Source organism: Kitasatospora sp. NPDC001175 (assembly GCF_053598215.1).
In genome coordinates this window covers 31,591-55,864 of sequence record NZ_JBSFJU010000037.1, presented here as the reverse complement: position 1 = coordinate 55,864, position 24,274 = coordinate 31,591, and the positions used below count along the sequence as shown (strand labels likewise).

Annotated in this window: 23 protein-coding genes; 10 read left to right on the top strand and 13 right to left on the bottom strand. The window is 73.7% G+C overall.

Annotated elements, in window-relative coordinates:
* The first annotated feature begins 41 nt into the window (after window positions 1–41).
* The 3 genes from ACWDAK_RS24765 to ACWDAK_RS24755 all read left to right on the top strand — a co-directional run bounded on the left by ACWDAK_RS24765 (window position 42) and on the right by ACWDAK_RS24755 (window position 2,624).
* Entirely contained in the window at window positions 42–818 is a 777-nt protein-coding gene (locus ACWDAK_RS24765; protein WP_344640047.1) for a LamB/YcsF family protein, read from the top strand.
* A gap of 158 nt (window positions 819–976) precedes the next feature.
* Window positions 977–1,657, top strand: coding sequence for a 5-oxoprolinase subunit PxpB (gene pxpB, locus ACWDAK_RS24760; protein WP_427394662.1), 681 nt, complete (start codon window positions 977–979; stop codon window positions 1,655–1,657).
* Window positions 1,658–1,742: 85 nt separating this feature from the next.
* Entirely contained in the window at window positions 1,743–2,624 is an 882-nt protein-coding gene (locus tag ACWDAK_RS24755; protein ID WP_344640049.1) for a 5-oxoprolinase subunit C family protein, read from the top strand.
* 215 nt (window positions 2,625–2,839) lie between these two features.
* Here the strand turns inward: ACWDAK_RS24755 and ACWDAK_RS24750 are convergent, their stop codons facing one another.
* The 6 genes from ACWDAK_RS24750 to ACWDAK_RS24725 all read right to left on the bottom strand — a co-directional run bounded on the left by ACWDAK_RS24750 (window position 2,840) and on the right by ACWDAK_RS24725 (window position 9,851).
* Entirely contained in the window at window positions 2,840–4,099 is a 1,260-nt protein-coding gene (locus ACWDAK_RS24750) for an RNA polymerase sigma factor (RefSeq protein WP_427394676.1), read from the bottom strand.
* A 71-nt stretch (window positions 4,100–4,170) separates the two neighbouring features.
* A complete protein-coding gene (locus ACWDAK_RS24745) occupies window positions 4,171–4,518 on the bottom strand; it encodes a YciI family protein (RefSeq protein WP_344640051.1) in 348 nt (115 codons plus the stop codon).
* Window positions 4,519–4,990: 472 nt separating this feature from the next.
* Entirely contained in the window at window positions 4,991–5,368 is a 378-nt protein-coding gene (locus ACWDAK_RS24740) for a hypothetical protein (protein ID WP_344640052.1), read from the bottom strand.
* Window positions 5,369–5,547: 179 nt separating this feature from the next.
* On the bottom strand, window positions 5,548–6,327 hold the full coding sequence (locus tag ACWDAK_RS24735; protein ID WP_427394663.1) for a DUF1775 domain-containing protein: 780 nt from the start codon (window positions 6,325–6,327) through the stop codon (window positions 5,548–5,550).
* Between the two features lie 264 nt (window positions 6,328–6,591).
* On the bottom strand, window positions 6,592–8,052 hold the full coding sequence (locus tag ACWDAK_RS24730) for a HEAT repeat domain-containing protein (RefSeq protein WP_427394664.1): 1,461 nt from the start codon (window positions 8,050–8,052) through the stop codon (window positions 6,592–6,594).
* Between the two features lie 332 nt (window positions 8,053–8,384).
* Window positions 8,385–9,851 carry a DNA-binding protein NsdB gene (locus ACWDAK_RS24725; RefSeq protein WP_344640055.1) on the bottom strand — a complete coding sequence of 489 codons (1,467 nt, stop codon included), beginning with the start codon at window positions 9,849–9,851 and terminating at the stop codon, window positions 8,385–8,387.
* A gap of 540 nt (window positions 9,852–10,391) precedes the next feature.
* Between ACWDAK_RS24725 and ACWDAK_RS24720 the strand changes: the two genes are divergently transcribed.
* Window positions 10,392–11,552 (top strand): aminoglycoside phosphotransferase family protein, encoded by a 1,161-nt coding sequence (locus ACWDAK_RS24720; RefSeq protein ID WP_427394665.1) that lies wholly within the window; start codon window positions 10,392–10,394, stop codon window positions 11,550–11,552.
* Window positions 11,553–11,819: 267 nt separating this feature from the next.
* On the opposite strand, the gene ACWDAK_RS24715 is transcribed toward ACWDAK_RS24720, so the two are convergent.
* The 3 genes from ACWDAK_RS24715 to ACWDAK_RS24705 form a co-directional block, all read right to left on the bottom strand.
* Window positions 11,820–13,064, bottom strand: a complete 1,245-nt coding sequence (locus ACWDAK_RS24715) for an acyl-CoA dehydrogenase family protein (RefSeq protein ID WP_427394666.1) — start codon at window positions 13,062–13,064, stop codon at window positions 11,820–11,822.
* Between the two features lie 341 nt (window positions 13,065–13,405).
* Window positions 13,406–13,900, bottom strand: a complete 495-nt coding sequence (locus ACWDAK_RS24710; protein ID WP_344640058.1) for a hypothetical protein — start codon at window positions 13,898–13,900, stop codon at window positions 13,406–13,408.
* A gap of 855 nt (window positions 13,901–14,755) precedes the next feature.
* Window positions 14,756–15,013: a DUF397 domain-containing protein gene (locus ACWDAK_RS24705; RefSeq protein ID WP_344640059.1), complete on the bottom strand. Its 258-nt coding sequence runs from the start codon at window positions 15,011–15,013 to the stop codon at window positions 14,756–14,758.
* A 441-nt stretch (window positions 15,014–15,454) separates the two neighbouring features.
* On the opposite strand from ACWDAK_RS24705, the gene ACWDAK_RS24700 reads away from it, so the two are divergent.
* Window positions 15,455–15,967 (top strand): PTS-dependent dihydroxyacetone kinase phosphotransferase subunit DhaM, encoded by a 513-nt coding sequence (locus ACWDAK_RS24700; protein WP_344640060.1) that lies wholly within the window; start codon window positions 15,455–15,457, stop codon window positions 15,965–15,967.
* Between the two features lie 61 nt (window positions 15,968–16,028).
* On the opposite strand, the gene ACWDAK_RS24695 is transcribed toward ACWDAK_RS24700, so the two are convergent.
* Together ACWDAK_RS24695 and ACWDAK_RS24690 are read right to left on the bottom strand one after the other, a co-directional pair.
* The gene (locus tag ACWDAK_RS24695) at window positions 16,029–16,508 is read right to left on the bottom strand and encodes an NUDIX hydrolase (protein ID WP_344640061.1); all 480 of its coding nucleotides are present in this window, start codon (window positions 16,506–16,508) and stop codon (window positions 16,029–16,031) included.
* Window positions 16,509–16,624: 116 nt separating this feature from the next.
* Complete coding sequence (locus ACWDAK_RS24690) at window positions 16,625–16,876, bottom strand: hypothetical protein (RefSeq protein WP_344640062.1); 252 nt, start codon at window positions 16,874–16,876, stop codon at window positions 16,625–16,627.
* Window positions 16,877–17,385: 509 nt separating this feature from the next.
* Between ACWDAK_RS24690 and ACWDAK_RS24685 the strand changes: the two genes are divergently transcribed.
* A complete protein-coding gene (locus ACWDAK_RS24685; RefSeq protein WP_344640063.1) occupies window positions 17,386–18,384 on the top strand; it encodes a polysaccharide deacetylase family protein in 999 nt (332 codons plus the stop codon).
* Between the two features lie 76 nt (window positions 18,385–18,460).
* Here the strand turns inward: ACWDAK_RS24685 and ACWDAK_RS24680 are convergent, their stop codons facing one another.
* Window positions 18,461–19,243, bottom strand: a complete 783-nt coding sequence (locus ACWDAK_RS24680) for a glutamate racemase (RefSeq protein ID WP_344640064.1) — start codon at window positions 19,241–19,243, stop codon at window positions 18,461–18,463.
* Window positions 19,244–19,450: 207 nt separating this feature from the next.
* On the opposite strand from ACWDAK_RS24680, the gene ACWDAK_RS24675 reads away from it, so the two are divergent.
* Both ACWDAK_RS24675 and ACWDAK_RS24670 read left to right on the top strand, forming a co-directional pair.
* On the top strand, window positions 19,451–20,590 hold the full coding sequence (locus ACWDAK_RS24675) for a glycosyltransferase (RefSeq protein WP_344640065.1): 1,140 nt from the start codon (window positions 19,451–19,453) through the stop codon (window positions 20,588–20,590).
* 101 nt (window positions 20,591–20,691) lie between these two features.
* Window positions 20,692–21,474, top strand: a complete 783-nt coding sequence (locus ACWDAK_RS24670) for an SAM-dependent methyltransferase (protein ID WP_344640066.1) — start codon at window positions 20,692–20,694, stop codon at window positions 21,472–21,474.
* A gap of 15 nt (window positions 21,475–21,489) precedes the next feature.
* On the opposite strand, the gene ACWDAK_RS24665 is transcribed toward ACWDAK_RS24670, so the two are convergent.
* Window positions 21,490–22,140 (bottom strand): DsbA family protein, encoded by a 651-nt coding sequence (locus ACWDAK_RS24665; protein WP_344640067.1) that lies wholly within the window; start codon window positions 22,138–22,140, stop codon window positions 21,490–21,492.
* A gap of 372 nt (window positions 22,141–22,512) precedes the next feature.
* Between ACWDAK_RS24665 and mscL the strand changes: the two genes are divergently transcribed.
* Complete coding sequence (gene mscL / locus ACWDAK_RS24660; RefSeq protein WP_427394667.1) at window positions 22,513–22,956, top strand: large conductance mechanosensitive channel protein MscL; 444 nt, start codon at window positions 22,513–22,515, stop codon at window positions 22,954–22,956.
* Window positions 22,957–23,270: 314 nt separating this feature from the next.
* Window positions 23,271–24,122: a DUF6643 family protein gene (locus tag ACWDAK_RS24655; RefSeq protein ID WP_427394668.1), complete on the top strand. Its 852-nt coding sequence runs from the start codon at window positions 23,271–23,273 to the stop codon at window positions 24,120–24,122.
* Window positions 24,123–24,274 lie beyond the last annotated feature (152 nt).

Sequence of the window (24,274 nt, the reverse complement as noted above, 5' to 3'; positions counted from 1 at the left end):
GTGGGCAGACGCGGCAGCATGACGCGGGAGGCGGGCGTGGCGTGGCCGATGCGGTGATCGATCTCAATGCGGATCTCGGCGAGGGGTTCGGACGCTGGGACCTGACCGACGACGAGGCCCTGCTCTCCGTAGTCACCAGCGCCAACGTGGCCTGCGGTTTCCATGCCGGCGACCCCTCGATCATGCGCCGGGTCTGCGCGCTGGCCGCCGAGCGCGGGGTACGCATCGGCGCCCAAGTCTCCTACCGCGACCTCGCAGGTTTCGGCCGCCGGGCGATGGACGTACCGCCGGAGGAACTGGCCGACGAGATCGCCTACCAGATCGGCGCTCTCCAGGTCTTCGCCCGAGCGGCCGGTTCCCGGGTCTCGTACGTGAAGCCGCACGGCGCGCTCTACAACAAGGTGGTGGGCGATTCCGAGCAGGCCGAGGCGGTGGTGGCCGGGGTGCTGCGGGCGGGAGCGGTGTGCGACGGGCCGCTGCCCGTGCTCGGCCTCCCCGGGTCCCGGCTACTGGCGGTGGCCGAGGGCGTCGGACTGCCGGTGGTCGCCGAGGCGTTCGCCGACCGGGCGTACACCTGGGCGGGCACCCTGGTCCCGCGGCGCGACCCGGACGCCGTGGTGCACGACCCGGAGGCAGTGATCGCGCGCGCCGTCGGCATCGCCAGGGACGGCCTGATCACCGCCGTCGGCGGGGAACCCGTCGCCGTCGAGGCCCGTTCGCTCTGCGTGCACGGCGACACCCCGGGCGCGGCCCAACTCGCCTGGCGAGTACGCGGAGCGCTGGCCTCTGCCGGCGTACGGGTCGAACCGTTCGCCTGACACACCCCGGCACGGGCAACGGCGCGGGCTGACAGGCGGACAAGCGGACCAGCAGGGGTGGGCGACCGGTACGGGCACGGACGCGGGCACGGGCACGGGCACGGCCAGGAAGCGGCGGTTGGTGGCTATGGCGGGGGTAGCGGAACATGGCAGAAGGTTTGACATTACGTCAGGTCGGCGAGGACGCACTGCTCGTGGAGACCGACCGGATCGAGCGGGTGACCGCCCTGTACATCGAGCTGCTGGCCCGGCGGGACGAACTCCCGGAGATAGCCGAGATCGTGCCCGCCGCGCGCACCGTCCTGCTGGACGGCGTCACCGACCGCCCGCTACTGCTACGGAAGTTGGCCGAGTGGACGGTTCCGCTGCACCCGGCCGCCGAGGGCCCGCTGGTCGAGGTGCCGACGGTCTACGACGGCGCCGATCTGGCCGAGATCGCGGCGCGTTGGGGCGTCTCGCCTGAGGCGGCGGTGCGGATCCACAGCGAACCGGAGTACCGGGTGGCGTTCTGCGGCTTCGCCCCGGGCTTCGGCTATCTGACCGGTCTGCCCGAATGCTATGAACTGCCCCGCCGCGAGACCCCGCGCAGCTCCGTGCCGGCCGGATCGGTCGCGCTGGCAGGATCGTTCACCGGGGTCTACCCGCACTCCTCCCCCGGCGGCTGGCAGCTCCTCGGCCGCACCACGCTGACGCTCTGGGACGTCCGGCGCGACCCTCCCGCCCTGCTCGCCCCGGGCGTCCGGGTACGGTTCGTCCCGGTTCCGGACACCCTGAGCGGCAGTCGCCTCCCACCGGCGGGCAGCCGGGCAACGAGCGGCCGGGCAACGGACCACCGATGAGCGGGCGCCCGTTGAGCGGCCGACCGCAGGCACCGGCAGGCCTGCTCCCGCCGACCAGCCACCCGACGGACCAGGAGGAGGCTCGTTGAACGGCCTGCTCGTCGTGCGCCCCGGCCCGCTGACAACGGTCCAGGACCTCGGGCGGCGTGGTGTGGCACACCTCGGCGTACCGCGCGGCGGCGCACTGGACGAGCCCGCCCTGCGGACGGCGAACCGGCTGGTCGGCAACCCGTCGGGCACGGCGGCTCTGGAGACCACCGTGGGCGGCGTCGCGGTGAAGGCCCTCTCCCCGCTGCTCGTCGCGGTTACCGGCGCGCCCGCACCCGTGCGGATGGACGGGCGTCCGACCGCGTGGGGTGCGCCGGTCGCGGTACCGGCGGGGGCGGTGGTCGAGGTCGGGCCCGCCACGTACGGCGTGCGCAGCTATCTGGCGGTGGCCGGCGGGCTCGCGGTGTCCGAGGTGTTCGGCAGCCGCTCGACCGATCTGCTGTCCGGGCTCGGCCCCGCACCGCTGGCGGCCGGCCAGGTGCTGCCGGTCGGACCGGCGGTCGGGCCCTACCCCGCGGTGGACGTGGCCCCGCTGCCCGCTCCCCCGGTCGAACTGGTGCTACGCCTGCGCCCGGGCCCGAGGGCCGACTGGTTCACCGCCGAGGCGCTCGCGGGGCTGGCGCGCGCCCGCTACCGGGTGGCGACGGCCAGCAACCGGATCGCGCTGCGCACGGAGGGACCGGCGCTGGCCAGAACCCGCGAGGACGAACTCCCCAGCGAGGGAGTGATGTTGGGGTCGGTACAGGTCCCGCCGAACGGCCTTCCGGTGATCTTCCTCGCCGACCACCCGACCACCGGTGGCTACCCGGTGATCGGTGTCGTCCCGGCCACCGACCTCGCCGCAGCCGCCCAGGCCCGCCCCGGCACCCCGCTGCGGTTCGCCCCGCTGCGCGGCCCCCGGGTCCGGCCCGGCACCTGAGACGAGGGCGGGCAAGCCCCAGGGCCGGCAAGAGAGCAGCACCACGGGCTCCTGCCAGCAGTCGAAGCGGTTCAACGGCCTGCCGCGATGTGGTCAGGTGCTGCGCCGGGGAGGTGCCCGGTGGGCCGCACACCGTCGCCGGTGCCTGCGGCCGGGCCGGTCGGAGGCCGCGGCCCGCCGTCGCCCCGCCGCCCGAGCCGCGTCCGGCGGCCGGGCTACTCCCCCAACTCGGCGAGCCGACGCTCCAGTTCGGCCCGCTCGACCGCGTTGCCGGTCAGCGACAGTGCGTGCTGGTAGGCCCGGGCCGCGCCCTCGCGGTCTCCGACCTGCCGCAGCAGCTCGGCGTGGGCCGCGTGCAGCGGCTGGTAGCGCGCCAGCCGGGAGTCGTCGAGCAGCGGTGCGAGCACCTCCAGGCCGGCCGAGGGGCCGGCCGCCCGGGCGAGCGCGACCGCGCGGTTGACCTCGATCACCGGTGAGGGTGACAGGCGGCCGAGTGCCAGGTACAGCCCGGCGATTCGCGCCCAATCGGTCTGCTCGGCTCTGGGTGCCTCGACGTGCAGCGCGGCGATCGCGGCCTGCAACTGGTACGGGCCCGGGCGGCGCAGCGCCATCGCGGCGTCGAGCGTGCCGAGCCCCTCCCGGATCCGGTCCCGGTCCCACCGGGACCGGTCCTGCCGGTCCAGCGGGACGTAGCGGCCGTCGGCGTCGAGCCTGGCGTCGCGGCGGGCGTCGTGCAGCAGCATCAGCGCCAGCAGACCGCGCACCTCGGCGTCCTCGGGCATCAGGGCAGCGAGCAGCCGCCCCAGCCGGATCGCCTCACCGCACAGCTCGCCCCGGACCAACCGGTCGCCCTCCGCCGCTCCGTACCCCTCGTTGAATATCAGGTACACCACGGACAGCACGCCCTCCAGCCGCCCGGGCAGCGCCGCACCGCTCGGCACCCGGTACGGGATGCCGGCTTCGGCGATCTTGCGTTTGGCCCGTACCAGTCGCTGGGCCATCGTGGTCTCGGAGACCAGGAAGGCCCGGGCGATCTCCCCGGTGCCCAGGCCGCCGAGCGTCTTCAGTGTCAGCGCCACCCGGGCGGGCATCGCGAGGGCGGGGTGGCAGCAGGTGAAGATCAACCGCAGTCGGTCGTCGACGACCTCACCGCCCTCGTCGGCTCCGTGTTCCGGGCGGTGCTCCTGGGCGTCGAGGCGCGCGAGCTCGGCCAGCCGTGCGGCGCGGTCGGCGATGGCCCGTTCGCGCCGCAGCCGGTCGATCGCCTTGCGGCGCGCGGTCACGGTGATCCACGCTCCCGGATTGGCCGGGATGCCGTCCTCGGACCAGGCGGCGAGCGCGGCCGCGAACGCGTCCTGAACGGCGTCCTCGGCGAGCTGGAAGTCGCCGAGGTGCCGGATCAACGTGGCCAGCACCGCACCCTGTTCGGCGCGGAAGGTGCGTTCGACGGCGGCGGCCGGACCAGCCGGTGCCACAGGCTCTGCGGCCGGCCGCCACGCGTCGTTCGAGCTCACGCCCTATCCCACTCCTGTCCTGCCGCGGCCGCCTAGGCCTGGCCCCAGACCGGCCGCACCTCGACCGAACCATAGCTGCTGCTCGGCATCCGCGCGGCCCATTCCAGTGCGACGTCGAGATCGGGCGCCTCGATCAGGAAGTAGCCGGCCAGGTACTCCTTGGTCTCCGCGAACGGCCCGTCGGTCAGCTGGGTCTCACCGCCCCGCACCCGGACGGTCGTCGCCGCGTCAGGTCCGGCGAGTCCGTCGTTGGCGAGGAACAGTCCGGCCTCCTTGAGGTCCTGGTCGTACCGCATCCATCGGGCGTGCTGCTCCCGCATCTCCTCGGGCGCGGGGCCGCCCTTGGTCGGCAGATAGTTCAGCAGCATGTACTTGGGCATCGTGACTCCTCGGTCGGTATCGGCCTGGTCGGTATCGGCCGCTCGTTCGGCGGCCTCATCCAGGACGACGCCGCAGGTCCGCCGGATTCGACACCCCCGGAGAAGTTTTTTTCGGATTCTCGGAAATCCGATGGCCTTCGGACGCCGATCCGGTGGCCGGGGCCGCTCCGGCTCCGGTCACCGGGCAAGCCGGTGGCTGGGCCGACCGCGGCGGCACCGAGGTCGGACGACACGGCCCGCACGCTACCGAGCCCACTTGCCGGACCGTGTTCCGACAGGCCGTGCGTCGGTCCGGTGCCACCCGATCGCGCCGCGCGCCGACCTCTGGCGGTCATCCGGGACCGGGAGGTCCTCGCCACCGTCGTAGCGGATCCCGTCGAACCGCTCCGGCACCCGCGGATCGCCTCGGCCCGCGGCATCGAGTCAGCGCGGTCCGACCCCTCCAGCGGGCACCACATCCACCGGGAGCCGGTCAGTTCCTCCGGAGCGCCGCGAGGAACGCGTCAGGCATTTCGAGACTCAGGCGCAACTCCCGCAGCCGCACCGGGAACTGGACCGCGTATCCGCGTACCGCGGGGTCGATTCCCAGCCGGACCAGCCCCCTCGACGAGCCGTTGACCAGCCAGTGACCGGCGAAGCCGTGCACGCCCCAACCGGTGACCCAGCCGCTGTCCGGTCCGGCTGATCGGATCGCGTCCAACGGGATCCGCGCGCGAAAGGCCCAGCCGATCCGCACCGTGACCGCGCCGTCCCCGACCCGGACACCCGCCCGGCGCCGCCCGAGACCGACCATGGTGGCCAACGGGAGGAACCAGCTGTCGTAGCGCAGTGGGAACTCGGAGATCGTCACCCTGCCAGCCTCGCACAACACCGGGCCACAGAACGGCAGTTCGAGCCGTCCTGACGCTCTGTTGACGCGCGCGACCGCTTCAACGCCTCCCGGCAGGCGCGATCCGAGCCGGACTCGCGGCCCGGGGCGCCCGGCTCGGACCTACGTCGCTCTGCGGCGCACCCGGCTTGCCGCGCGCCTCAGTTCCCGGCAGCGCGGCGGCGCCACCAGACCATGCCGCCGACGGCCGCGGCCAGCACCACCACCACCGTGATGACCACGGGAACACTGCTGGAGGACGAGCCGCTGCCGGATGCCTTCGCCGTGGCCGAGGCGGAGGCGGAGGCGGGCGCCGCAGCGGACGCGGACGCGGAAACAGGAGCGGACGCGCCAGTCGAGGCGCCAGCCGAACCGGCGGTGGTGGCCGGGGCGGTGGCGGTCGGCGTGGCGGGCACAGCCGACGGGTCGGCCGGCAGCGGGGTGGCTCCGGGGGCTGCGGCCGCCAACTTGAGTACGGGCGCCGGATGTTCCGGGGTGGCCCCGCCCTGCGGGAGTTCGATCCAGCGGTCGACGTGGCCGTCCGTGTAGGTCACCAGCGACTTGAACACCAGCTCCTTGGCGTCCGGCAGCTGCCGCACCTTGATCTTGTAGCCGGCGGCCTTCGACGGCGCCAGCGCGGGGCTGGCGACGGTGTAGCCGTCGGCGGAGGGCGTGAGCATCCACCCCTGCGGTCCGTCGGTGAGCGTCACGTCCCCGGGCGCGATACCTGCCGGCAGTGCGACGCGGATCTGGCTGATGCCCGCCGTGTCCGACTCGCCCTCCGCATTGAACGAGACGACCGCGCCGACGGCGAGCGCCTGGGCCCCGTCCGACTCGACCTCGACATGCGCCGACGCGGGGCCCGTCAGTGCGAGCACACCGGCCAGGGCGGCGATCGGAGTGACGACACGGGCCAGGACCCGGGAACGGGAACGGTTCATGAGGACAGCTGCTCCAGGAGGCACGGGGCTCGGGTACGGGACGGAGCCCATGGACGGCCGCGGACGGATCGGCCGGACAGCCCCGTCATCATGCCCCACCCGGTGCCGTACCGGGTACAGGGCCTCCACGCGCCGTCGGCGCTCCCGAACCACCGCCGATCTGGCCTCCGGACACCCGCGCACACCCGCGCACTCCCCGGTGTGCCCCGGTGCGCCCACCGCGCGCTGCCGCACGCCCCCGGCGTACGCCTCCGTACGATCCCGTCAGGTACGGTCCCGCGCGGTCAGCCGCCCGCGAACCGCGGCGTGGACCTCGGCCTCCTCGGCCGGGTCGGCGGCGAGGCGGCGCAGGCGCTCCAGCACCCGGACGTCACCGGTGGTGGTGACGTGACGGGCGGCGAGTTCGCGGGTGGACTCCTCGCAGTCCCAGAGGCACTCGACGGCGATACCCCGGGCGAAGTGCGGGTCGGTCACGGCGAGGGCCTGGGCCGCGCGGCCGCGCAGCTCGGAGGAGGCCGCCTCACCGTAGATGTGGCGCAGGGCGGGTACGGCGTGCGCGGCGGCCAGCCGCCCCGCTCCGTCGACCAGGGCGCCGAGCCCGGCACCGGTCACCCCGCGGACCGAGAGCCAACGGCGCAGCGCGGCGACCACCAGCGGGCCGTCGCAGGGTTCCCCGGTGTCGGCCAGCAGTTGCACGGCCGCCTCACCGAGGACGCTGTCGGCGCCACCGTTGTCCGGATCCGCCCAGCGGCGGGCGTGGCCCAGGACCTCGGGGCCGCGCATCCGCTTGACCAGTTCCAGTGCGGCGCAGACGATCCGCTCGTCGATGTCTGCGGCGGCGGTCTCGATCAGGGCGGCCGCCCCGGGATCCTGCTGGTCGACCAGATAACGCAGGGCGGCGATCCGGGCGCCGGGGGCGCCGTCGAGGGCGGCCTCCAGCACGGCGTAGTGGTCCTCCGGGCGGCGGACCACGGCGGCGAGGCAGCGGGCGGCCGCCGCGGCCCTGCGGGCCAGCGCTCCGCCTTCCGGAGGTTCGCCGGTCACCGCGGCCGCGCCCGGCTCCGACCGGTCGGCCCAGGCGAGCACGTCGGCGGTGCTCCAGCCCGGAGTGACACCGCTGCGGTTGAGCTGGCGCTGCCAGAGGTCGAACGGGGACTGCTCGCTCGCAGCGGCGACCCGCGGGTAGTGGGCGGCCCACAGCCGCCACGGCCTCGGTTCGTACGCGGAGCGGATCGCGGCACGCAGCTCGGCCTCGCCGCGCTCGTCCTCCGGGAAGCGGGCCAGCACGGCGGGTGCGAGCGAGAGCAGCGAGCGGTCGTCGTCGCGCAGCGCCAGCTCGTCCAGGGCCCAGGCCCAGTTGGCGCCGACGGCGGTGTAGCCGCGCAGCAGGTCGAGGGCGTCGCGGCGCCCGTAGGCGGCGAGGTGGCCGAGCACCGCGAGGGCGAGGCCGGTGCGACCCTCGTCCTGGTCGAAGACGTCGGCGGGGTCGTGCAGATGCTGCTCGAGGCCGGTGAGCGGAGCCTCCAGCTCCATGTACAGCCGGGCGTAGTAGAGGGAGCGGTTCTCGACCTGCCAATCGGCACGCGGGTCGCAGGTGACGCATTCCTCAAGGGCGGCGAGCGCCTCGGCACGGTCGGCTGCCAGCGCATGCAGCTGCCCGTCACCGCGGCCCCGCTGGAGGAGGCCGAGGAGGCTGGCGCTGGGCGCTATCACTGGCTCGAACATGAGGTCAGCATCCGTTGCGGCGGTCGTCGTGGGCAACGGGATTTCCGTCGCCGGGGGTTAACTGGTCGGTCGTGCAAGGGCGCCCCGGGCGCCGGAATCACCGAAGGTTACCGCCTGGGCGCTCCTTACGCACACAGGACCGAGCAGGACTACCCGCGGTCCGACGCCGGGACACCGGAAGCGGACCATCCGCACCGATCCCACCCGGAACGGTACCGAAATCTTCCGACGACGCACCCTGTTCGCACACAACTCCAGATATCGAAGCGGCGCGGTAGCGACTGGATCAAGCCACTACCGCGCCTCCACCGGAATACCGCCCGCGGACCCTGTCAGATCGTGCGGGGCTTCGGCGGCATCACCGAATGGATCTCGTCCCGCAGCTCCGCCACCGCCGGGACGCCCTGGTACTTCGCCGACAGCCGGTACATCTCTCGCAGCCGGTCCCAGGTCCGCATCGAGGAGGTCTGGTTGATCGCCGCCAGCGCCATCTTGGCCTGCACCTGGGCCTCGTCCGGCTCGCCGGAGATCCAGTAGACCGAGGCGAGGGTGATCCGGTCCATCAGGGCGGAGCGCTCCCGGCCGCTCATGGCCCGCTTCTCGATCGCTCGGCGCGCGTGCAGCTCGGCCAACTTGGCCGCGCCCGGGTCGTGCTCGGCGAGCGTCCGGTAGACCAAGGCCTGCATACCGTGCAGCTCGGCCTCGTCGAAGAGCAGCATCCAGCTCGGCGCCGGGTCGTCGGCCGGCTGGACGAAGAGCTTCTCGGCCTCGCCCAGCACCCTCCTGGTGGCCTCCGAGCGGCCGAGCGAGGCCTGGGCCCAGGCCTCGATGGTGCGCAGCATCGCCCTGGTCTGCGGCAGGGCGCGGTCACCGCTGCTGGCCTGGGCGAGCTGCATCAGCTCCAGGGCGTCGTCGGCCCGGCCGAGGTGCAGCATCTGGCGGGCCGCACGGGAGACCGCCTCTCCTGCCCGGGGACGGTCCCCGGCCTCCCGGGCGGCCTGGGCTGCGATCACGAAGTACCGCTGCGCGGTGGGTTCGAGGCCCACGTCGTGCGACATCCAGCCGGCCAGCACCGAGAGGTTGGCGGCGACCGTCCACAGCCGCTGCTTCACCCCGGGGTTCAGCTCGTGCGTCAGCAGGCCGCCCACCTCGTTCAACTGGCCGACCACCGCCTTGCGTTGGAGGCCGCCGCCGCGGGAGGCGTCCCAGGCCCGGAACACCTCGACCGAGAGCTCGAGCGCGGCCACCTCGTCGGCGCCGACCGGACCGGGTTCATAGACGTTCACCACAGGGTTGGCGCCGCCCTGGGCGATCACTTTCCGAGGCCCGGGACGTTCCGCCGCGTACGCCACGTCGGGGCCACTGAGCCAGTCGTACAGATTGTCGGCGATGACGGCACCGGCCGTGAGCGCGGCTGACGCCCCCACAAATCCGCGTCGGTTGAGCATGAGGTCCATTCCCGTGAACTCGGTGAGGACCGCGGCCGTCCGATCCGACTCCCAGGGTTCTGCCGACGGCGTCGTTCCGGACCTGGTTCGCCGGTGTCGTTCCAGACCGAGGTCCTCAGTGGTGACGACACGGCCGAGCCGCTCCGTGAACACGGCAGCCAGCAGTCTCGGCACGGGATCGCGCGGGATCTCCCCCTGCTCGATCCAGCGCCGGACCCGCGAGGTGTCGGTGGACAGCTGCTGCTGGCCCATGGCCGCACCCCGCCGGTTGACCAGCCTGGCCAATTCGCCCTTGGACCAGCCGGTCAGGGCGAAGAGGTCGGCGAGTCTGGCGTTCGGCTCCTTGCTCACGTGAAGCCCCCAGGTTCCTCGGCTGGCTTCGACACTAGTAGCTGTGTCATGTGCCACGCGACCATTCGCCATGCTTCGCCAGGGTCCGCCACATGGTGTACCAGTGGCGATCGGGTGTCAGGTAGGAGTGCGCCACCTCGACTCCGGGTCAAGGCGGCCGAGGCCCGGTCAGCACACCAGCTGACCGGTCGTCGGCGACCTCTCCCGTGGCCTCGTCGGAAGGGGTGGCGCGGCCGGGTGGCGCGCAGGCGCCGGGCACGGCCACGGCGGCTGCGGCCTCCGCACTTCCCCAGGGTGCGGACGGCCCGCCACCGCCGCCGCGGGCTCCCACAGCCGTACCGTCCGTGCCCGGCGCCTGCGTTCCACCCCGGAAGACCGGTCGGCAGTCGGGTGCATGGACGCCACGCGTCCGACTGCCGACCGGTCGGAGCCCTGACGGCGCGCCAGGACCCGCGCCACCGGGGCAGTCCGTACACGTCAGGGCGTCGGCTCTCACCGGCAGGGGCCACCGATCGGCCAGGAAGGGACTCTCACCACCCCATGTACTCCTCAGCCACCAGCGGCACCACCCAGACCCGCACCGCGCTGCGTCCCCCCAACGCAGCGGCCGGCGGCCGGCCCGCGCAGGGCCCGGTTCCGCGTGGTGCCGAACTCCGCGACCCGCGTGTACTGGCGGGCCGCGGCCCGGTCGGACAGGTCCCGCTCCGTCCGGCCGACCAGCTGGCCGGGCGCCCCGGTGCCGACCGGCTGCTGCGCGGCCGGCACCTGGACCCTTCGGTGGACCGGGTCGACCCGGCCGCCCTGCAGACGCCGGCCGTGCGGGCGGTGCTGGCCAACATCTCGCGGATATGTCCCGCCTTCCTCCCCCGCCAGGTGCTCCGGGAGGGCAGCCAGCACATCCTGATCGCCGGCACCATCGGCCGGGCCCCCGTGGTCGCCAAGTGCGTGTCGCCGCAGGCCCTGCGCAGTGAGCAGCACGTCCAGCTGGTCGAACGCTTCCACCACGAGGTGGCGGTCTACCGGGCCTTCGTCCGGCACCGTCCGCCGGTCCGGCTGCCGCGGCTGGTCGCGGCCGACCACGACCGCTGCGTCCTGGTGCTGGAGCGGGTCCCGGGCCGTCCGGCCTCGCGGGAGCGGCACCCGGTCAACGCGCCGACCCCCGGCGAGGTGCGCGCGGTGCTCGGCGCGGTCCGGACGCTCAACCTGTGGCGCCCGCCGACGGACGTCTTCGGCAAGCCGCTCGACTACCAGCTGGAGGTCGCCAGGTTCCACTCGGTCGGGCAGCTGACCGACCGCGACGCGGGCGACCTGCGCCAGCTGCTGCACGGGGTCCAGCACACCTCCTGGCAGCTCTGCCATGGTGACGCGCTCCTCGGCAACATCCTGCTGGCGCCGTCGGGTCCGGTCCTGCTCGACTGGGAGCAGGCCGGCTGGTACCTGCCCGGGTACGACCTCGCCGTGCTGTGGAGCGTCCTCTCCGGGGACACCGCCGCCCGCCGCCAGATCAGCCAACTCGCCCAGTCCGGCGGGACGGTGGCGCGGGACGCGTTCCTGGTGAACCTGGTGCTGGTGCTGATGCGGGAGATCCGGCTGCACGACGTGCCGGGCGCGGGCGAGGAGCAGCGCATCATGATCCGGCGGCTGTACGACGACGCCGCGCTCGCCCGTCGGGCGGTCCGTGCGGCGGTCGGTACTCGCTGAACCTCCCTCCCGGGCGTACCGGGAGGGCAGGCACTCCGGGCGCGTGGGGAGGGCAACTGCCCTTCAGGCGAGTGGGGTTGCTTTCCGGGGCGCGGGGCTCTGATCGGTCAGCCCCGCGCTCCCGGGCGGCGCGACCGGCTTCGGGACTGTTTCGGCTTGCGGCCTTCGGCTCTGCGCCGGGTCCTGCGCCCCCGGCGGGATCGCCCTTCCGTACGCCCCCGGAAAGCAACTTCGCGCCCCGGATGGTCTGCGCGCCTCTCGGATGCCTCAGTGCGCCCGGCGCGTGCCGCGTTCCAGAGCGACGCACCCGAGCGCGTCGAGCACCACTTCCTCGGCCGGGAAGTAGACCCGGCCGCTGAGGATGTCGCGCAGATGGCGCTCCAGCGGGTGGCGGCGGCTGAGTCCGGGATTCCCGGCGAGCGCGACGGCCTGCTGAACGGCTGTGGTGGCGGTGCGGTTGACGGTCAGCTGGGCCGCGGCGGCGCGGGTCACGGCCGTCGGCTCGCCCCGGTCGACCCCGGCGGCCAGACCGCTCACCAGTTCCTCGGCGGCAATCAGCGAGCTCTCCATCTCGCCGAGCGCGGTCCGGTAGCGGGGCAGGTTCGCGAGGGAGTGCCCTTCCCCCGGTCTCCGAGGCCCGGAAACCGGGGGAAGCTCCGTCAGGTTGGCGGGGGGCTTCCGGTCGAGGAAGCGGACCAGCCAGCCCTGCGCCGCACGCGCCACGCCCAGGAGGACGGCGGACAGCGCGAGGTCGCGCCAGGCCAGGTCGAGCCGCTCGGCCGCGAGAACGGCCTCCGAACGCGGTCCGCCCGCCTCGGCCAGCCCGACGGCGGCCTCGACCGGCACCCGCACCCCGTCGAACAGCACGTCGTGCCCGGCGCTGGCACGCAGCCCGAGCTGGTCCCAGACCGGGTCGATCTCGATACCCTCGGCGTCACCGCGGACCAGGAACAGACCGGTCCGCGGAGCCGGTTCGTCGGTCCTGGCCCATACCGCCATCCAGGCCAGTGCCTCGGACCCGGCGCAGTACGTCTTCCGACCGTGCAGCACCCAGCTCCCGTCGGCCGCCCGCCGGGCCACCGTGGCGGGCAGGCCCAATCCGCCGCCGGGCTCGGTGCGCAGGGTGTCGACCAGCGCGGGCCCGCGCCGGGACTCAGCCAGCAGCTTGCGGTAGACCGGGGCAGGCCAGCGGGGCGCTCTGGCCTGCTCGGCGTGCTGGAGCAGGGTGAAGGCTGCGAGCACCGCCACCGAGGCGTCGCCGCGCCCGAGTTGGCCCAGCACCCGGACGGTGTCGGCGAGCGTTCCGCCCGGGCCGCCGTACCGCGGGGCCACCGTCAGGGTGAGCAGCCCGGCCTCGTGCAGGGCTTCGACGCCCTGGTACGGGAAGGTGGCGTCCCGGTCGTGCTCCTCGGCGCGGGCGGCGAGCAGGTCGACCACCCGGGGCAGCCGAGCGAGGGCCTCGGCGACAGTTGACGGGACGTCGGTCGGAAGATCGGCGGAGCGGGTGGTCATGGTGCTGTGGCCTCCAGGGCGGCAGCGTGAACCTCAGCAGACTTCGGTGGCACACCGGCTGGCGTGCGATTTCGGACGCGGCGCCCCGAAACATGGCAGCCCGGCCGATCGGTTCGGCCGGGCACGCGCCGCCTGCGGAACGGAAGGTTCCCCCTCAGCGGCTTCGACACGCCGCGCTCGCGGTTCGCCGCAGGTCGAGACGGCTGCGACGGGTCAGCGGCGGGCGACGACACGACATGCTGGTGACTGTACGAAGCGTTGATCGAAGCCGTCAAGCACGCCCGGGAGGCGGCGGAGCGCCCGCCCGGGCCGACCCCCGCCGCAGCGGTGTCGGGGGCGGATCAGCCCTGCTGGAACATCTCCGCGGGCAGCGGCTTCAGCAGCTGGTAGAGATCGTCCGAAATCGGCCGGTCCCAGGAGGCGATGGTGACCTGGACGCCGTCGCTGCGCCCGAACTGGGCGCAGAACACCCGCTCCTCGCTGACCTTGACCTTCTTCACGATCAGCAGGTCGTCCCCGAGCATGACCGGGAAGTCCTCGGCCGAGACGAACTCGACCGGCTCGTCGTTCTCCAGTGCCTCGAGCAGCTGATGGACCTCGAACGGGACTCCGTCGGCCGCATCCCTGGCCGGAGAGCCCTCCGGCAGGTTGCCGATGAACATCGCCGGACCGCGGCCGCCGAACAGGTCGTACCGCAGGAAGATGCCCTGGCAGGAGCCGTCGGGGGCGCTCATCATCATGGCGCCGAAGTGGCCGGGCCAGTCTCCCGGGTCCATCGCGAGCACGTCGAAGTCCGGTCCTGCGGGCGAGCCGGAGCGACGGCGGAGAAATGACATGCCACCCATCGTACGTGCCTGTCAGCTGCCGCTTCACGGGGTGGGTGGGGGCGCGGCCGAGATCCACGCTCAGAGACCAATGTTGACTCTGAGCAACCACCCGGGCTACGTTCGGTTCTGCACGGCAGCCGCTGTGGAGTCGATCCACCGGGGGGCGGCATGTCGCGGCGCGCCCGCATGCGCGTTCCCTCGCTGTGCACATGCCGTACGACACACACCAGAACCGCCGGATCACTTCCAGCTGTCCACAGACCACCAACAGCAACGCACAACACCAGAAGCCAGGTTCGCGGGGCCCCAGGCCCGTCGCACTCGCGGACCTGCCCGGGACACCGCCGCGTGGGGGCGTGCGGATCCTGGGCACCGGTTCCACCGCCCGAGTCGCTCTTGGGCTGCTGGAGCCACGCCTCCCGGCGACTGCCGGCCTCTTCGGAGGTCGGGACCGGCCGACGCACCCGGGTGCGTTCGGGGATTCACCTACGGGAGGTGCTCGGCACTCGTGCCGGGCTGTACAGCAGGCGCCGTGTTCGGCCGCGTGGGGGCGGCCGTCACGGCGTCTGTTGTCTTTTCCTACTGTGAGCCGTTGCTTGTCCAGCAGTCAACGAGTTTTCGGCCGCCAGATTTATTCTCAGCCTCCGACGGGCAGCCGGCGATTCCCCCGCGGGCGCGCCCCGGACGGGTCGACCCGATCTCTCCAACTCCGCTGGGACGGAGCGGATCTGACATCTCCTCAGTCGACCTTCCGATCCGGCTGGCGGCCCTGGCCAAGTCGGTTCCTGAGCGGAACGGTCCGGTTCCGGTCGGATCGGCTCGATCCTCACCGGGACCGGAGCGTTCCGGACCGGTTGGTCCTGATCAGGTGAGGTCGAACTCGCCGTCCCTGGCTCCGAGTACGAAGGCGCGCCACTCCGCCGGCGTGAAGACGAGCACTGGCCCTTCCGGCTGCCGGCCGTCCCGCATCGCGATGTACCCCTCGACGAAGGCGATCTGCACATCGCCCACACCTTGGCTGCTTGAGAGCCACTCGGCGTCGGTGAGATCCAACTTCGGCTTCCGGCCGCCCTCCAGGGTCCCCGTGCCGCCGTTCTCCACGCTCGTCCCGCTAGTGGCCACCGCTGTGCTCCTCCCGACAAGTTCCGAAGCCCCAGGGTAGCCACGCCCGGCCCGCGCGGAAGGCCCTGTGTCCAGGTCTCCTCCGACCGGGGCCAGTCGACCGGTTCCGGCCGTGGCGGGGCGGGGACTGTGCTATCGGATGACACGGCCCCGGTTCACCCCGGCGGACGCGCCGGGCTGCGAGAGTGTTGGTCGCACGCCCCCATCACCTCGCCCTCGCTCCACCACCCTCAGGTCCCTCCCCGCTCACCGGCCCTACCAGGCCCGCCCGCCACTCCTGCCACCCACCTGCCGGCCCGTTGGCGAGCCGTACCACCCAAGCCCGCCGGCCCCTCCCCTACCAGCCCCTTCTCGCCCACCGACCCCACCAGCACCGCCCACCAGCCCTGACCCGCCCACCAGCCAGGCCCATTCCACGCCCCAGGCCGACAGGAGCAGCCGATGGACCGCCGGGACGCCCCCCAGGCCGACGTCATCCCGATCTCTTCCGCGCCGTCCGCGCCGCACGCCGAGACCCCGGCCGCGCGGCCGGGTCGGCCGACGGGACACGGCCGGGTCGGTGTGGTGCTGGTGTCGCACAGCGCCGAACTCGCCGCCGCCGCCGGCGCGCTGGCGGTGGCCCTGGCGCACAGCGAGGACCCGGCCCCGGTCGCCACCACCGGTGGCAGCCTGGGTGACGGCCCCGGCACCAGCGCGGTACTGATCGCCGCGGCCGCCCGCCGGGTCGACCAGGGCCACGGCGTCGCCGTCCTCTCCGACCTGGGCAGTGCGGTCACCACCGTCCTCGCCGTACTGGCCGAGGCGGACGAGCACGGGCTGCCCTTCCCGGTCCGCTTCGCCAATGCCCCGTTCGTCGAGGGCGCGGTCGCCGCGGTGGCCACCGCCACGGCCGGCGGCGACCTCTCGGCGGTCCTGGACGCGGCCGAGGAGATGTACCGCCAGCACAAGCTCTGAACGCCCCGCCGACGGCCACCGCCCGGAGCAACCGCTGGGCGTCCTGGAACCGGAGCAACCGCTAGGCGCCCGCGAAGCGAAAGGCGGTCGCGCCGTCGAAGGCCAGGGCGATGTCGATCCTGCGCCGGGTGTACTCGTCGAGCTCGGGCAGGGCGTCCAGCCGGAACCAGCCGACCTCGGTGGACTCGTCGTCGTTCACCCGCGCCTCGCCCGACACCGGACGGCAGCGGAAGGTCAGGTCCAGGTACTGGGCCTGGTCCCCGTTCGGGTACTGCTGCAGCTCGGAGACCGTCACCGAGGTGAGCGCCTCCGGCAGCACCGTCACTCCGGTCTCCTCGAGGCACTCCCGCACCATCGCGTCGGCGGGCTCCTCCCCCGGGTCGAGGATGCCGCCGATCAGCGCCCAGCGGCCGGTGTCGGACCTGAGGTTGAGCAGCAGCCGGTCCTGCTCGTCGACGACCACCGCGGTGACGGCGGAGAGCCAGAGCGGCCGGGTGCCGACGAAGGAACGGAGATCGGCGAGGAATGGAGGGATGGCCATGGGCAGACCTTACGCGCCGGGCGCTCCCCCGAACTCACCGAGAGCCCGCTGACGCCCCATCCGCCTCCTGCGCAACAGGTGCCTCCCGCAACCACGGGACGGCCAGGAGGCACGACTCAGGGCCCGGTGCTCCGGAACAGGGCCAGCGCCACCCGGGTGAGCAGCAGCACGCCTGCCGCCAGGCAGCCGGCCACCGCCATCGCCCAGGCCGGTCCGTCGCTCTCGGGGACCAGCACCGCCACCACGATCCCGGCAGCGACGCAGGCCGCGCCGACCGCACTGATCAGCAGTTGGTGCCGCTCCACGGCGCAGCCGCCGACCAGCCGCGCGAGACGGCCGCCCGGCTGCTCACGTTGGGTCTCGCCCATGGCACCCACGGTATACCCGAGCGGCTCGGCCCACCCGGTCCGTTCGGCCCGGCGGTCCACCGCTGGGGCGGCAGCGCGCCCCTGCCGGCGCCCCGTCGGAGTCCGGCGCGGTCCGACCCCAGCCCTGCCGGAGCCCGGCGCGTCCAGCGCGGCCGCGAGTGCCGCCACGCGCCCCCGTATGAGCCCCGATGAGCTGCAGCGCGCCCCTTGAGCGTCCCTCGCACCGCCGTAAAAATCCATTGGCCGCCGTACAACCATCCGCGGGCCCGAGTGGTCTCCATTACATCGACCGAGCCACACCACCGATCCGACCCACCCGCCCGCTTCAACCGCGTCAGCCAGACCACTGCATCAGCTGGACCATCCAGGACCGTCCCCGGCGAGGGTTGGGAGTCCCCCCGTCGCGGGCCGGAGATCTCGGGTGCGGAGCCGCCGCGCCCTGGTGCCGGAGGCCTTGTGACGGCGCTCCGGCGGCGCCACCACGCCGCATCGGCGACCGAGGGGGACCTGTGCCGTATCCCGAATCCACCACCGTCAGCACCCGCCCCGGCGGCCCATCGCCGGCCGTCCTCCCCGCCGCTCCCCAGCCCGAGCGGGACCGGGGTGGCTGGCTGCGCTTCTCCCCCGTCCAGCCGTTCTTCCGGGCCCGCGCGGCGCAGCGCCTGGCCGTGCTCGCGTACCACGGGGTGACCGATCCGCGTTCCTTCGGCGCCCAGCTGGACCGGCTGCGCCGGCTCGCGACGCCGGTCTCGCTGCAGGCCGTGGAGCGGGCGATCTCCGAGGGCCGGCCACTGCCGCCGCGCAGTGTGCTGATCACCTTCGACGACGCCGACCGTACGGTGCTGACGCACGCGCTGCCGGCGCTCGCGGCGCGGCGGATCCCGGCGGCGGCCTTCGTGATCGCCGAGCTGATCGGCACCGACCGCCCGTTCTGGTGGCACGAGGCCGCGTTCCTGGCCCAGCACGGCGGTCAGGCGCGTTCGCTGTCGACCAGCGGCCGTCCCGACCAGTTGCTGGCGCGGCTGAAGGCGCTGCCCGATCCGGACCGCCGGCGGACACTGCACGAGCTGCGGGTCAGTGCCAGGCGCCGTCCGCCCGGCCAGGAGCAGCTCGCTCCGGAGGATCTGCGGGCGCTGCGGGCGGCGAAGGTCGCGATCGGCAACCACACCATGGGCCACCCGTGTCTAAGCCGGTGCGACGACGCGACGGTCGCCGCCGAGATCGTGGGCGCGCACCGGTCGCTCACCCAGTGGCTGGGCGAGCCGCCGACGGCCTTCGCCTACCCCAACGGCGGGTACGAGCCCCGGGCGGACTCGGTGCTGCGCGGGCTCGGCTACCGGTTGGGTTTCCTCTCCGACCACCGGCTCGGCCCCCGGCTGCCGGTCCATCCGCTGCGGATCAGCCGGCTGCAGGTGGACTCGACGACCTCGACCCGCCGGTTCGACACCATCCTCTCGGGGCTCGAACCGGCGGTGCAGCGCTGGCGCAGGCACCCCGACGGGGAGTGACCCGGGGCCCGCGGGCCGGGACGCGCCGGGCGCGGCCGGCCGGGAGCAAGTGCTCGGCCGAGCTCGGGACGGGCGCTCAGCCCGCGGCCGGGACGGGGGCGACCAGTGCCCGGCCCTGGGCGTAGTTCGAGGCGGCGGCGGGCAGCTCGGTGACGCGGCCGCTGTGCAGGACGGTGAGGGTGCCACCGCCGGTGGTGGACGCGGCGGAACCGATCCGCCGCAGGACCTGGGCGGCGACCGCGACGGCGGAGCCGAAGCAGACCGGTCCCGGGGCGCCCTGGCCGACGGCGGCCCGGATCCGGTCCTCGACCAGTTCGTAATGGGTGCAGCCGAGCACGATGGTGTCGGTGCCGGCGGGGGTGCGCGCGGCGGCGTTCGCGATGGCGGCGTCGATGGCGGCGTCGTCCCCGTGCTCGATGGCATCGGCCAGTCCGGGGCAGGCGATCTCGGTGATCTCCTCGGCTGCTCCGCCGAACTCCTCGATCAGCCGGCGCTGGTACGGGCTGCCGGTGGTGGAGGGAGTGGCCCAGATCGCGACCCGGCCGCCACCCGCGGCGGCCGGCTTGATCGCCGGTACGGTGCCGATCACCGGCAGGTCCGGCTCCAGTTCGACCCGCAGTGCCTCCAGGGCGCGTACCGAGGCGGTGTTGCAGGCGACCACCAGGGCGTCCGGGCGCTGTGCGGCGGCGGCCCGCGCGCAGGCGAGGGCGTGCGCCGTGACGTCCTCCGGTGTGCGCGGGCCCCAAGGCATGGTGTCGGGGGCGGAGGAGAGCACCAGGTCCGCGTCGGGCCGCAGGTGTCGCACGGCTGCCGCGGCGGCGAGCAGGCCGATTCCGGAGTCCATCAGTGCGATCTTCACAGGGCACGACTCTACTGGACTCCGCGCCGAGGCTTCGGGGAACGCCTCTGACCCACCGTCCGTCCCCGACGGCCCGGGCCTTCGGCAGGCCGACGCCGGAGCGGCACCTGGCCGCATCGGGCCCAGGACTCCCGGGTGCGCGCCACACCGAGAACGCGATCGCCGGTTGGGGGTGGGCGGGCGCCACCCGTGGGGCAGACTGCCGGGGTGACCGTACTGCGCTGGCTGTCGGTGGTGTCCCTGCTCGGTTGGCTCTATCTGGCCGCCGGCCACGGCAGGTTCTGGCGGACGGATCAGCGGCTGCCACCGCGCCGGCCGCCCGGCCGCCGGCCCGAGGTGGCGATCGTCGTCCCGGCACGCGACGAGGCGGAGGTGCTGCCGCTGAGCCTGCCGAGTCTGCTGGCGCAGAAGTACCCGGGCCGGGCGCGGGTGATCCTGGTGGACGACCACAGTGACGACGGCACGGGCGCGCTCGCCCGGCACCTCGCGGAGACCGGCGGACTGCCGCTGACCGTCACCACACCTCCCCCGCTGCCGTCCGGTTGGACCGGCAAGCTCTGGGCACTGCGGCACGGTGTCGAACTCGCCGGTCAGGTCGACTACCTACTGCTCACCGACGCGGACATCGCCCACGGTCCGGACTCGGTCGCCGACCTGGTCGCCGCCGCCGAGAGCAACGGGCTGGACCTGGTCTCGCAGATGGCCGGGCTGCGGGTCGCCACCGGCTGGGAGCGGCTGATCGTCCCGGCGTTCGTGTACTTCTTCGCGCAGCTGTACCCGTTCCGCTGGAGCAACCGTCCCGGGGCCCGGACGGCAGCGGCGGCGGGCGGCTGTTCGCTGGTCCGGCGGGAGGCGCTGGAGCGGGCGGGCGGGATCGCGGCGATCCGGGGCGCCGTGATCGACGACGTGTCGCTGGCCCGCGCGGTGAAGTCCACCGGCGGCCGCACCTGGCTGGGGCTGGCCGACCAGGTGGACAGCGTCCGCCCGTACCCGCGACTGGCCCAGCTGTGGCGGATGGTCTCGCGCAGCGCGTACACCCAGCTGCGGCACTCGCCCCTGCTGCTGGCCGGCACGGTGGCCGGGCTCGGACTGGTCTACCTGCTACCGCCGGCGGCGCTGCTGACCGGCCTGTCCACCGGGCGGGCCGGCCTCGCCGCGACCGGCGGGGCGGCCTGGGCGCTGATGGCGGGCACCTTCCTGCCGATGCTGCGCTACTACCGGCAGCCCGCCTGGTCCGCGCTGTTGCTCCCGTTCACGGCCCTGCTCTACCTGATGATGACGGTGGACTCGGCGGTCCAGCACTGGCGCGGCCGGGGCGCGGCATGGAAGGGCCGGACGTACCGGTGAGAGCGGTGCCGACGACGGGCGGCGCCGCTCCGGGAGCCGGGCGGAACGCGGTTCGACGAAACTCGGTTCACAACCGGGCCGTGTCGGCGCAGACTTTCCCGATGGACCGTCATCTGATCTCCCGTATCGCGCACGCCGAACACCCCATCGCGGCGCCGCTCTCCGACGAGTCGGTGCGAGGGCTGCTGGACCGCGTCCTCGGTGCCGGTGCCCGGCGCATGCTGGATCTCGGCTGCGGGGAGGGCGCCTGGCTGCTGCGCGCCCTGGCCGCGCGGCCGGAGCTGCACGCCGTCGGCGTGGACCTGGACGCCCGAGGCCTGGCCCGGGCCCAGCAGGCGGCCGCTGTGCTCGGGGTGTCGCAGCGGATCGGGCTGCACCACCGGGACGCCCGCGAGTTCAACCATCCGGAGCTCTTCGACGCGGTGCTGTGCGTGGGTTCGACGCACGCCTTCGGCGGTCTGCTGCCGACGCTCACGGCGATCGACCGGCAGCTGGCGCCGGGCGGCGTGGCGCTGGTCGGCGAGGGGTTCTGGGAGCGGGAGCCGACCGAGGCCGCACTGGCGGGCCTGGGCGGAGCGTCCGCCACGGACTACGACGACCTGGCGACCACCGTCGACCGGGTCACGGCCGCCGGGTGGACGCCGGTGTACGGGCATGTCAGCAGCCGGTCCGAGTGGGACGACTACGAGTTCTGCTGGACCGGCTCGCTCGCGGCCTGGGCGCTGGACCACCCCGAGGCCCCGGACAGCGCGGAGGCGGCGGCGGTGGCCGCCGAGCACCGCGCGGAGTGGCTCGGCGGCTACCGGGGCACGTTCGGGTTCGTCACCCTGGCGCTGCGGCGGACGGCCGACCCGGGCACGGGCGGTACCGGCACCGCCCGCTAGCCGGGGGCGCGGCGCTCAGGACCGGGCGATCAGGTCGTCCAGGACCTCCGGCATCCGCTCCACGCCGCCCGCGCGGCTCGGCGAGGTACGGAAGCGGCCGCCCCGCACCATGACGGTCGGCACCTCCTTCACCTCGTACCTGACCAGCAGGTCGGACGCACCCCTGGTGGCCCGGTCGACCTCCGGCGAGCGGTAGGCCGCGCGGAACGCCCGGGCGTCGAGGCCCTGACGCCGCGCCCAGTCGGCGGCCTGCTCCTCACCGGCCAGGTCCTCGCCCTGGTCCCGCACGGCGCGGAAGGCGGCGAGCTGCAGGCGGTCCACCTCGCCGAGCTTCTCCAGGGTGTAGTACAGCCGGGCGTGCGCCAGCTGGGCCCGCTCGTCGGGCCCGCCGGACCAGACTGCGGGGACCCGGCGCAGCGTCACGTCCCCGTGGTGCCGGTCAGCCCACTGCTCCAGTGGCTGCTCCAGCTGGTAGGAGTGCGGGCAGCCGTACCAGAAGAACTCGACGGCCTCCCGGCGCTCCACGGCCCGGACCGGTCGCGGGTGGTCGAGGTGGGCGAACTGGGCTCCGTCGTGCGGGACTTCGGGGGCGGCGGCGGCGGAGGGGCCGGTGAGCAGTCCACCGGCGAGGGCGAGCAGGGCGGCGGTGCGCAGCAGAGGGTTCATGGACGTCACCCTGCCAGTCACGGAGAGCGACCGGCCAGCCACCGGTCGGGGCGTTGAGGGTCATTCACCTGATCAGAGCAGTTTGAAAGCGCCTCGGCCCGCATGTCCGTCCAGCTCCGCACGGCGGCTCCCCGGCAGTACCCGCCTCCGGGGCCGTGGCGGCAGTGCGGCACCTGACGCCCTCACTCCCGCGGCGCGGCCTCCCACCCGGTCGCCCCTGGGGCCGGGACCCTCGTTCGAAGCCGGGACAGAGTTGCGACGGTTAGCCAGTTCAGGTGAACTCAGCTGGACCACAAGGGTGTTGGATCGGCAGGATCGTCAGCCGGGCCCGTCGGCCCCGCTCCCCTGGCCGCCCCGAGTTTGGAGTTCCCGGTGTTCAAGGGTTTCCGCAGCTTCCTGCTGCGCGGAAACGTCGTCGACCTGGCCGTCGGCATCGTCATCGGTGCAGCCTTCACCGCCGTCGTCACCGGGTTCGTCACGGCCTTCCTCACCCCGCTGGTCGGAGTCGCGACCGGTGCCGTGGGCGACTTCAGCCAGAACCACTTCTCGGTCGCGGGGACCACCTTCCCGTACGGCGCCTTCCTGAACGCGCTGATCAGCTTTGTGCTGATCGCCACCGTGATCTACTTCTTCGTGGTGGTGCCGGTCGGCCGGCTGCAGGACCGCTTCTACCCGGCGAAGGACATCCCGGTCGCCAAGACCGACTGCCCCGCGTGTCTGAGCTCGGTCCCGGTCGCCGCCACCCGCTGTGCGCACTGCACCTCGGAGCTCGCCGGTCAGCCCGGAGTGCCGGCCCAGACGGCGCAGAACCGCTGACCTCGGCGCACGTCTGTTGACGAGCGCTCAGCCCCCGGCATCCGCGCCCTGTGACCAGGGTACGGGCGCCGGGGGCTTGCCGACGACCTCCGCACGCCCTCGGTTCGCGACCAGCACACTGGATTACGTCCGGAAGGTGGCGTTCGTCCGCTGTTCGACTGTCCATCAGACGACGGATTGGCCGAATCTGAACCAGCAAAATGTCGGATCTAAGCAAGTTCGAGCGGTTTGTGCGAGCGAAGACTCTGTAAACACTCGAACTCCTGGGCCTTCCAGTCTCCTCAGCAGGCACAGTTGGGCTTACGGTATGCCCCATGACCTCGCCCCGCTCCTACGACGGAGTCGGCTACCCCTCTCCGTCCTTCTCCTCCGGCACGCCCATCTACGACAGCCTCGTCGCAGAGCGCGGGGTGCCGCAGATCGCCCCGATCAACGTGCCGGCGGCACTGCCGCCCGCCCTCCCGTCCGGCTATGCCTCGACGTCCGGCTACGGCGCGTCCGGCTACGGCCCGGGCGCGCAGGGCTTCGGCGCCCCCGGCCTGCCCGCCCCGGCGATCCCGACTCCCGGTCTCCCGACTCCGGGCTTCGGGACCCAGGGCCTTGACGGCCCGACGGGCAACCTGCCCGCGCTGCCTCCGGCCCGCCTCGCGCTCGGCCCGGGCTCCGGTGGCAGCGGGCCCGCCACCGCGTACCTGCCCGCACAGGCGGCCCCGGTCCCGGCCGGGTACGCGGCCGCGCCGCAGCCGCCCGCACCCGGCTACGGCGGTGTGCAGCCGGTCCTGCCGTCGCAGCGGCCGGTGGTTCCCGTCCCCGCCCAGTCGTTCCAGCCGCAGGCCGGCCAGAGTCTCGGCGGTCAGAACGGCTTCGCGTCGGCCCCGCAGGGCTTCGGCGGGCAGCCCTCCGGCGGCCTGCCGGGCCAGGGCGGGCCGAACGGCCAGAGCTTCGGCGGGCAGGGCTTCGGCGGCCAGCCGTTCGGCGGCCAGGCGCAGCAGGGTTTCGCCGACCAGAGCATCGGCGGGAACCAGTTCCGCCCCGCCGCGCCGGTCGCGCCCGTGCGGCCGGTCCAGCCGCAACGTCCGGCGCAGTACGGCGAGCAGCAGTACCAGCAGGGCCTGGGCCAGCAGTTCGCCAACCCGCAGGCCGGCCTGCAGGCCAACGCCTTCTGACCGGCCGCGCGCCCACCGAGTAGCACCCCGAGAACCACAGGACCCGGCGAACGAGGGCGCCGGGCCCGGCAGGGCAAGGGTCGTCCGCGAGGGCCGTCCCGATCGCAGCATGCCTGCGATGGGGACGGCCCTCGCACATATGCACTACTGAT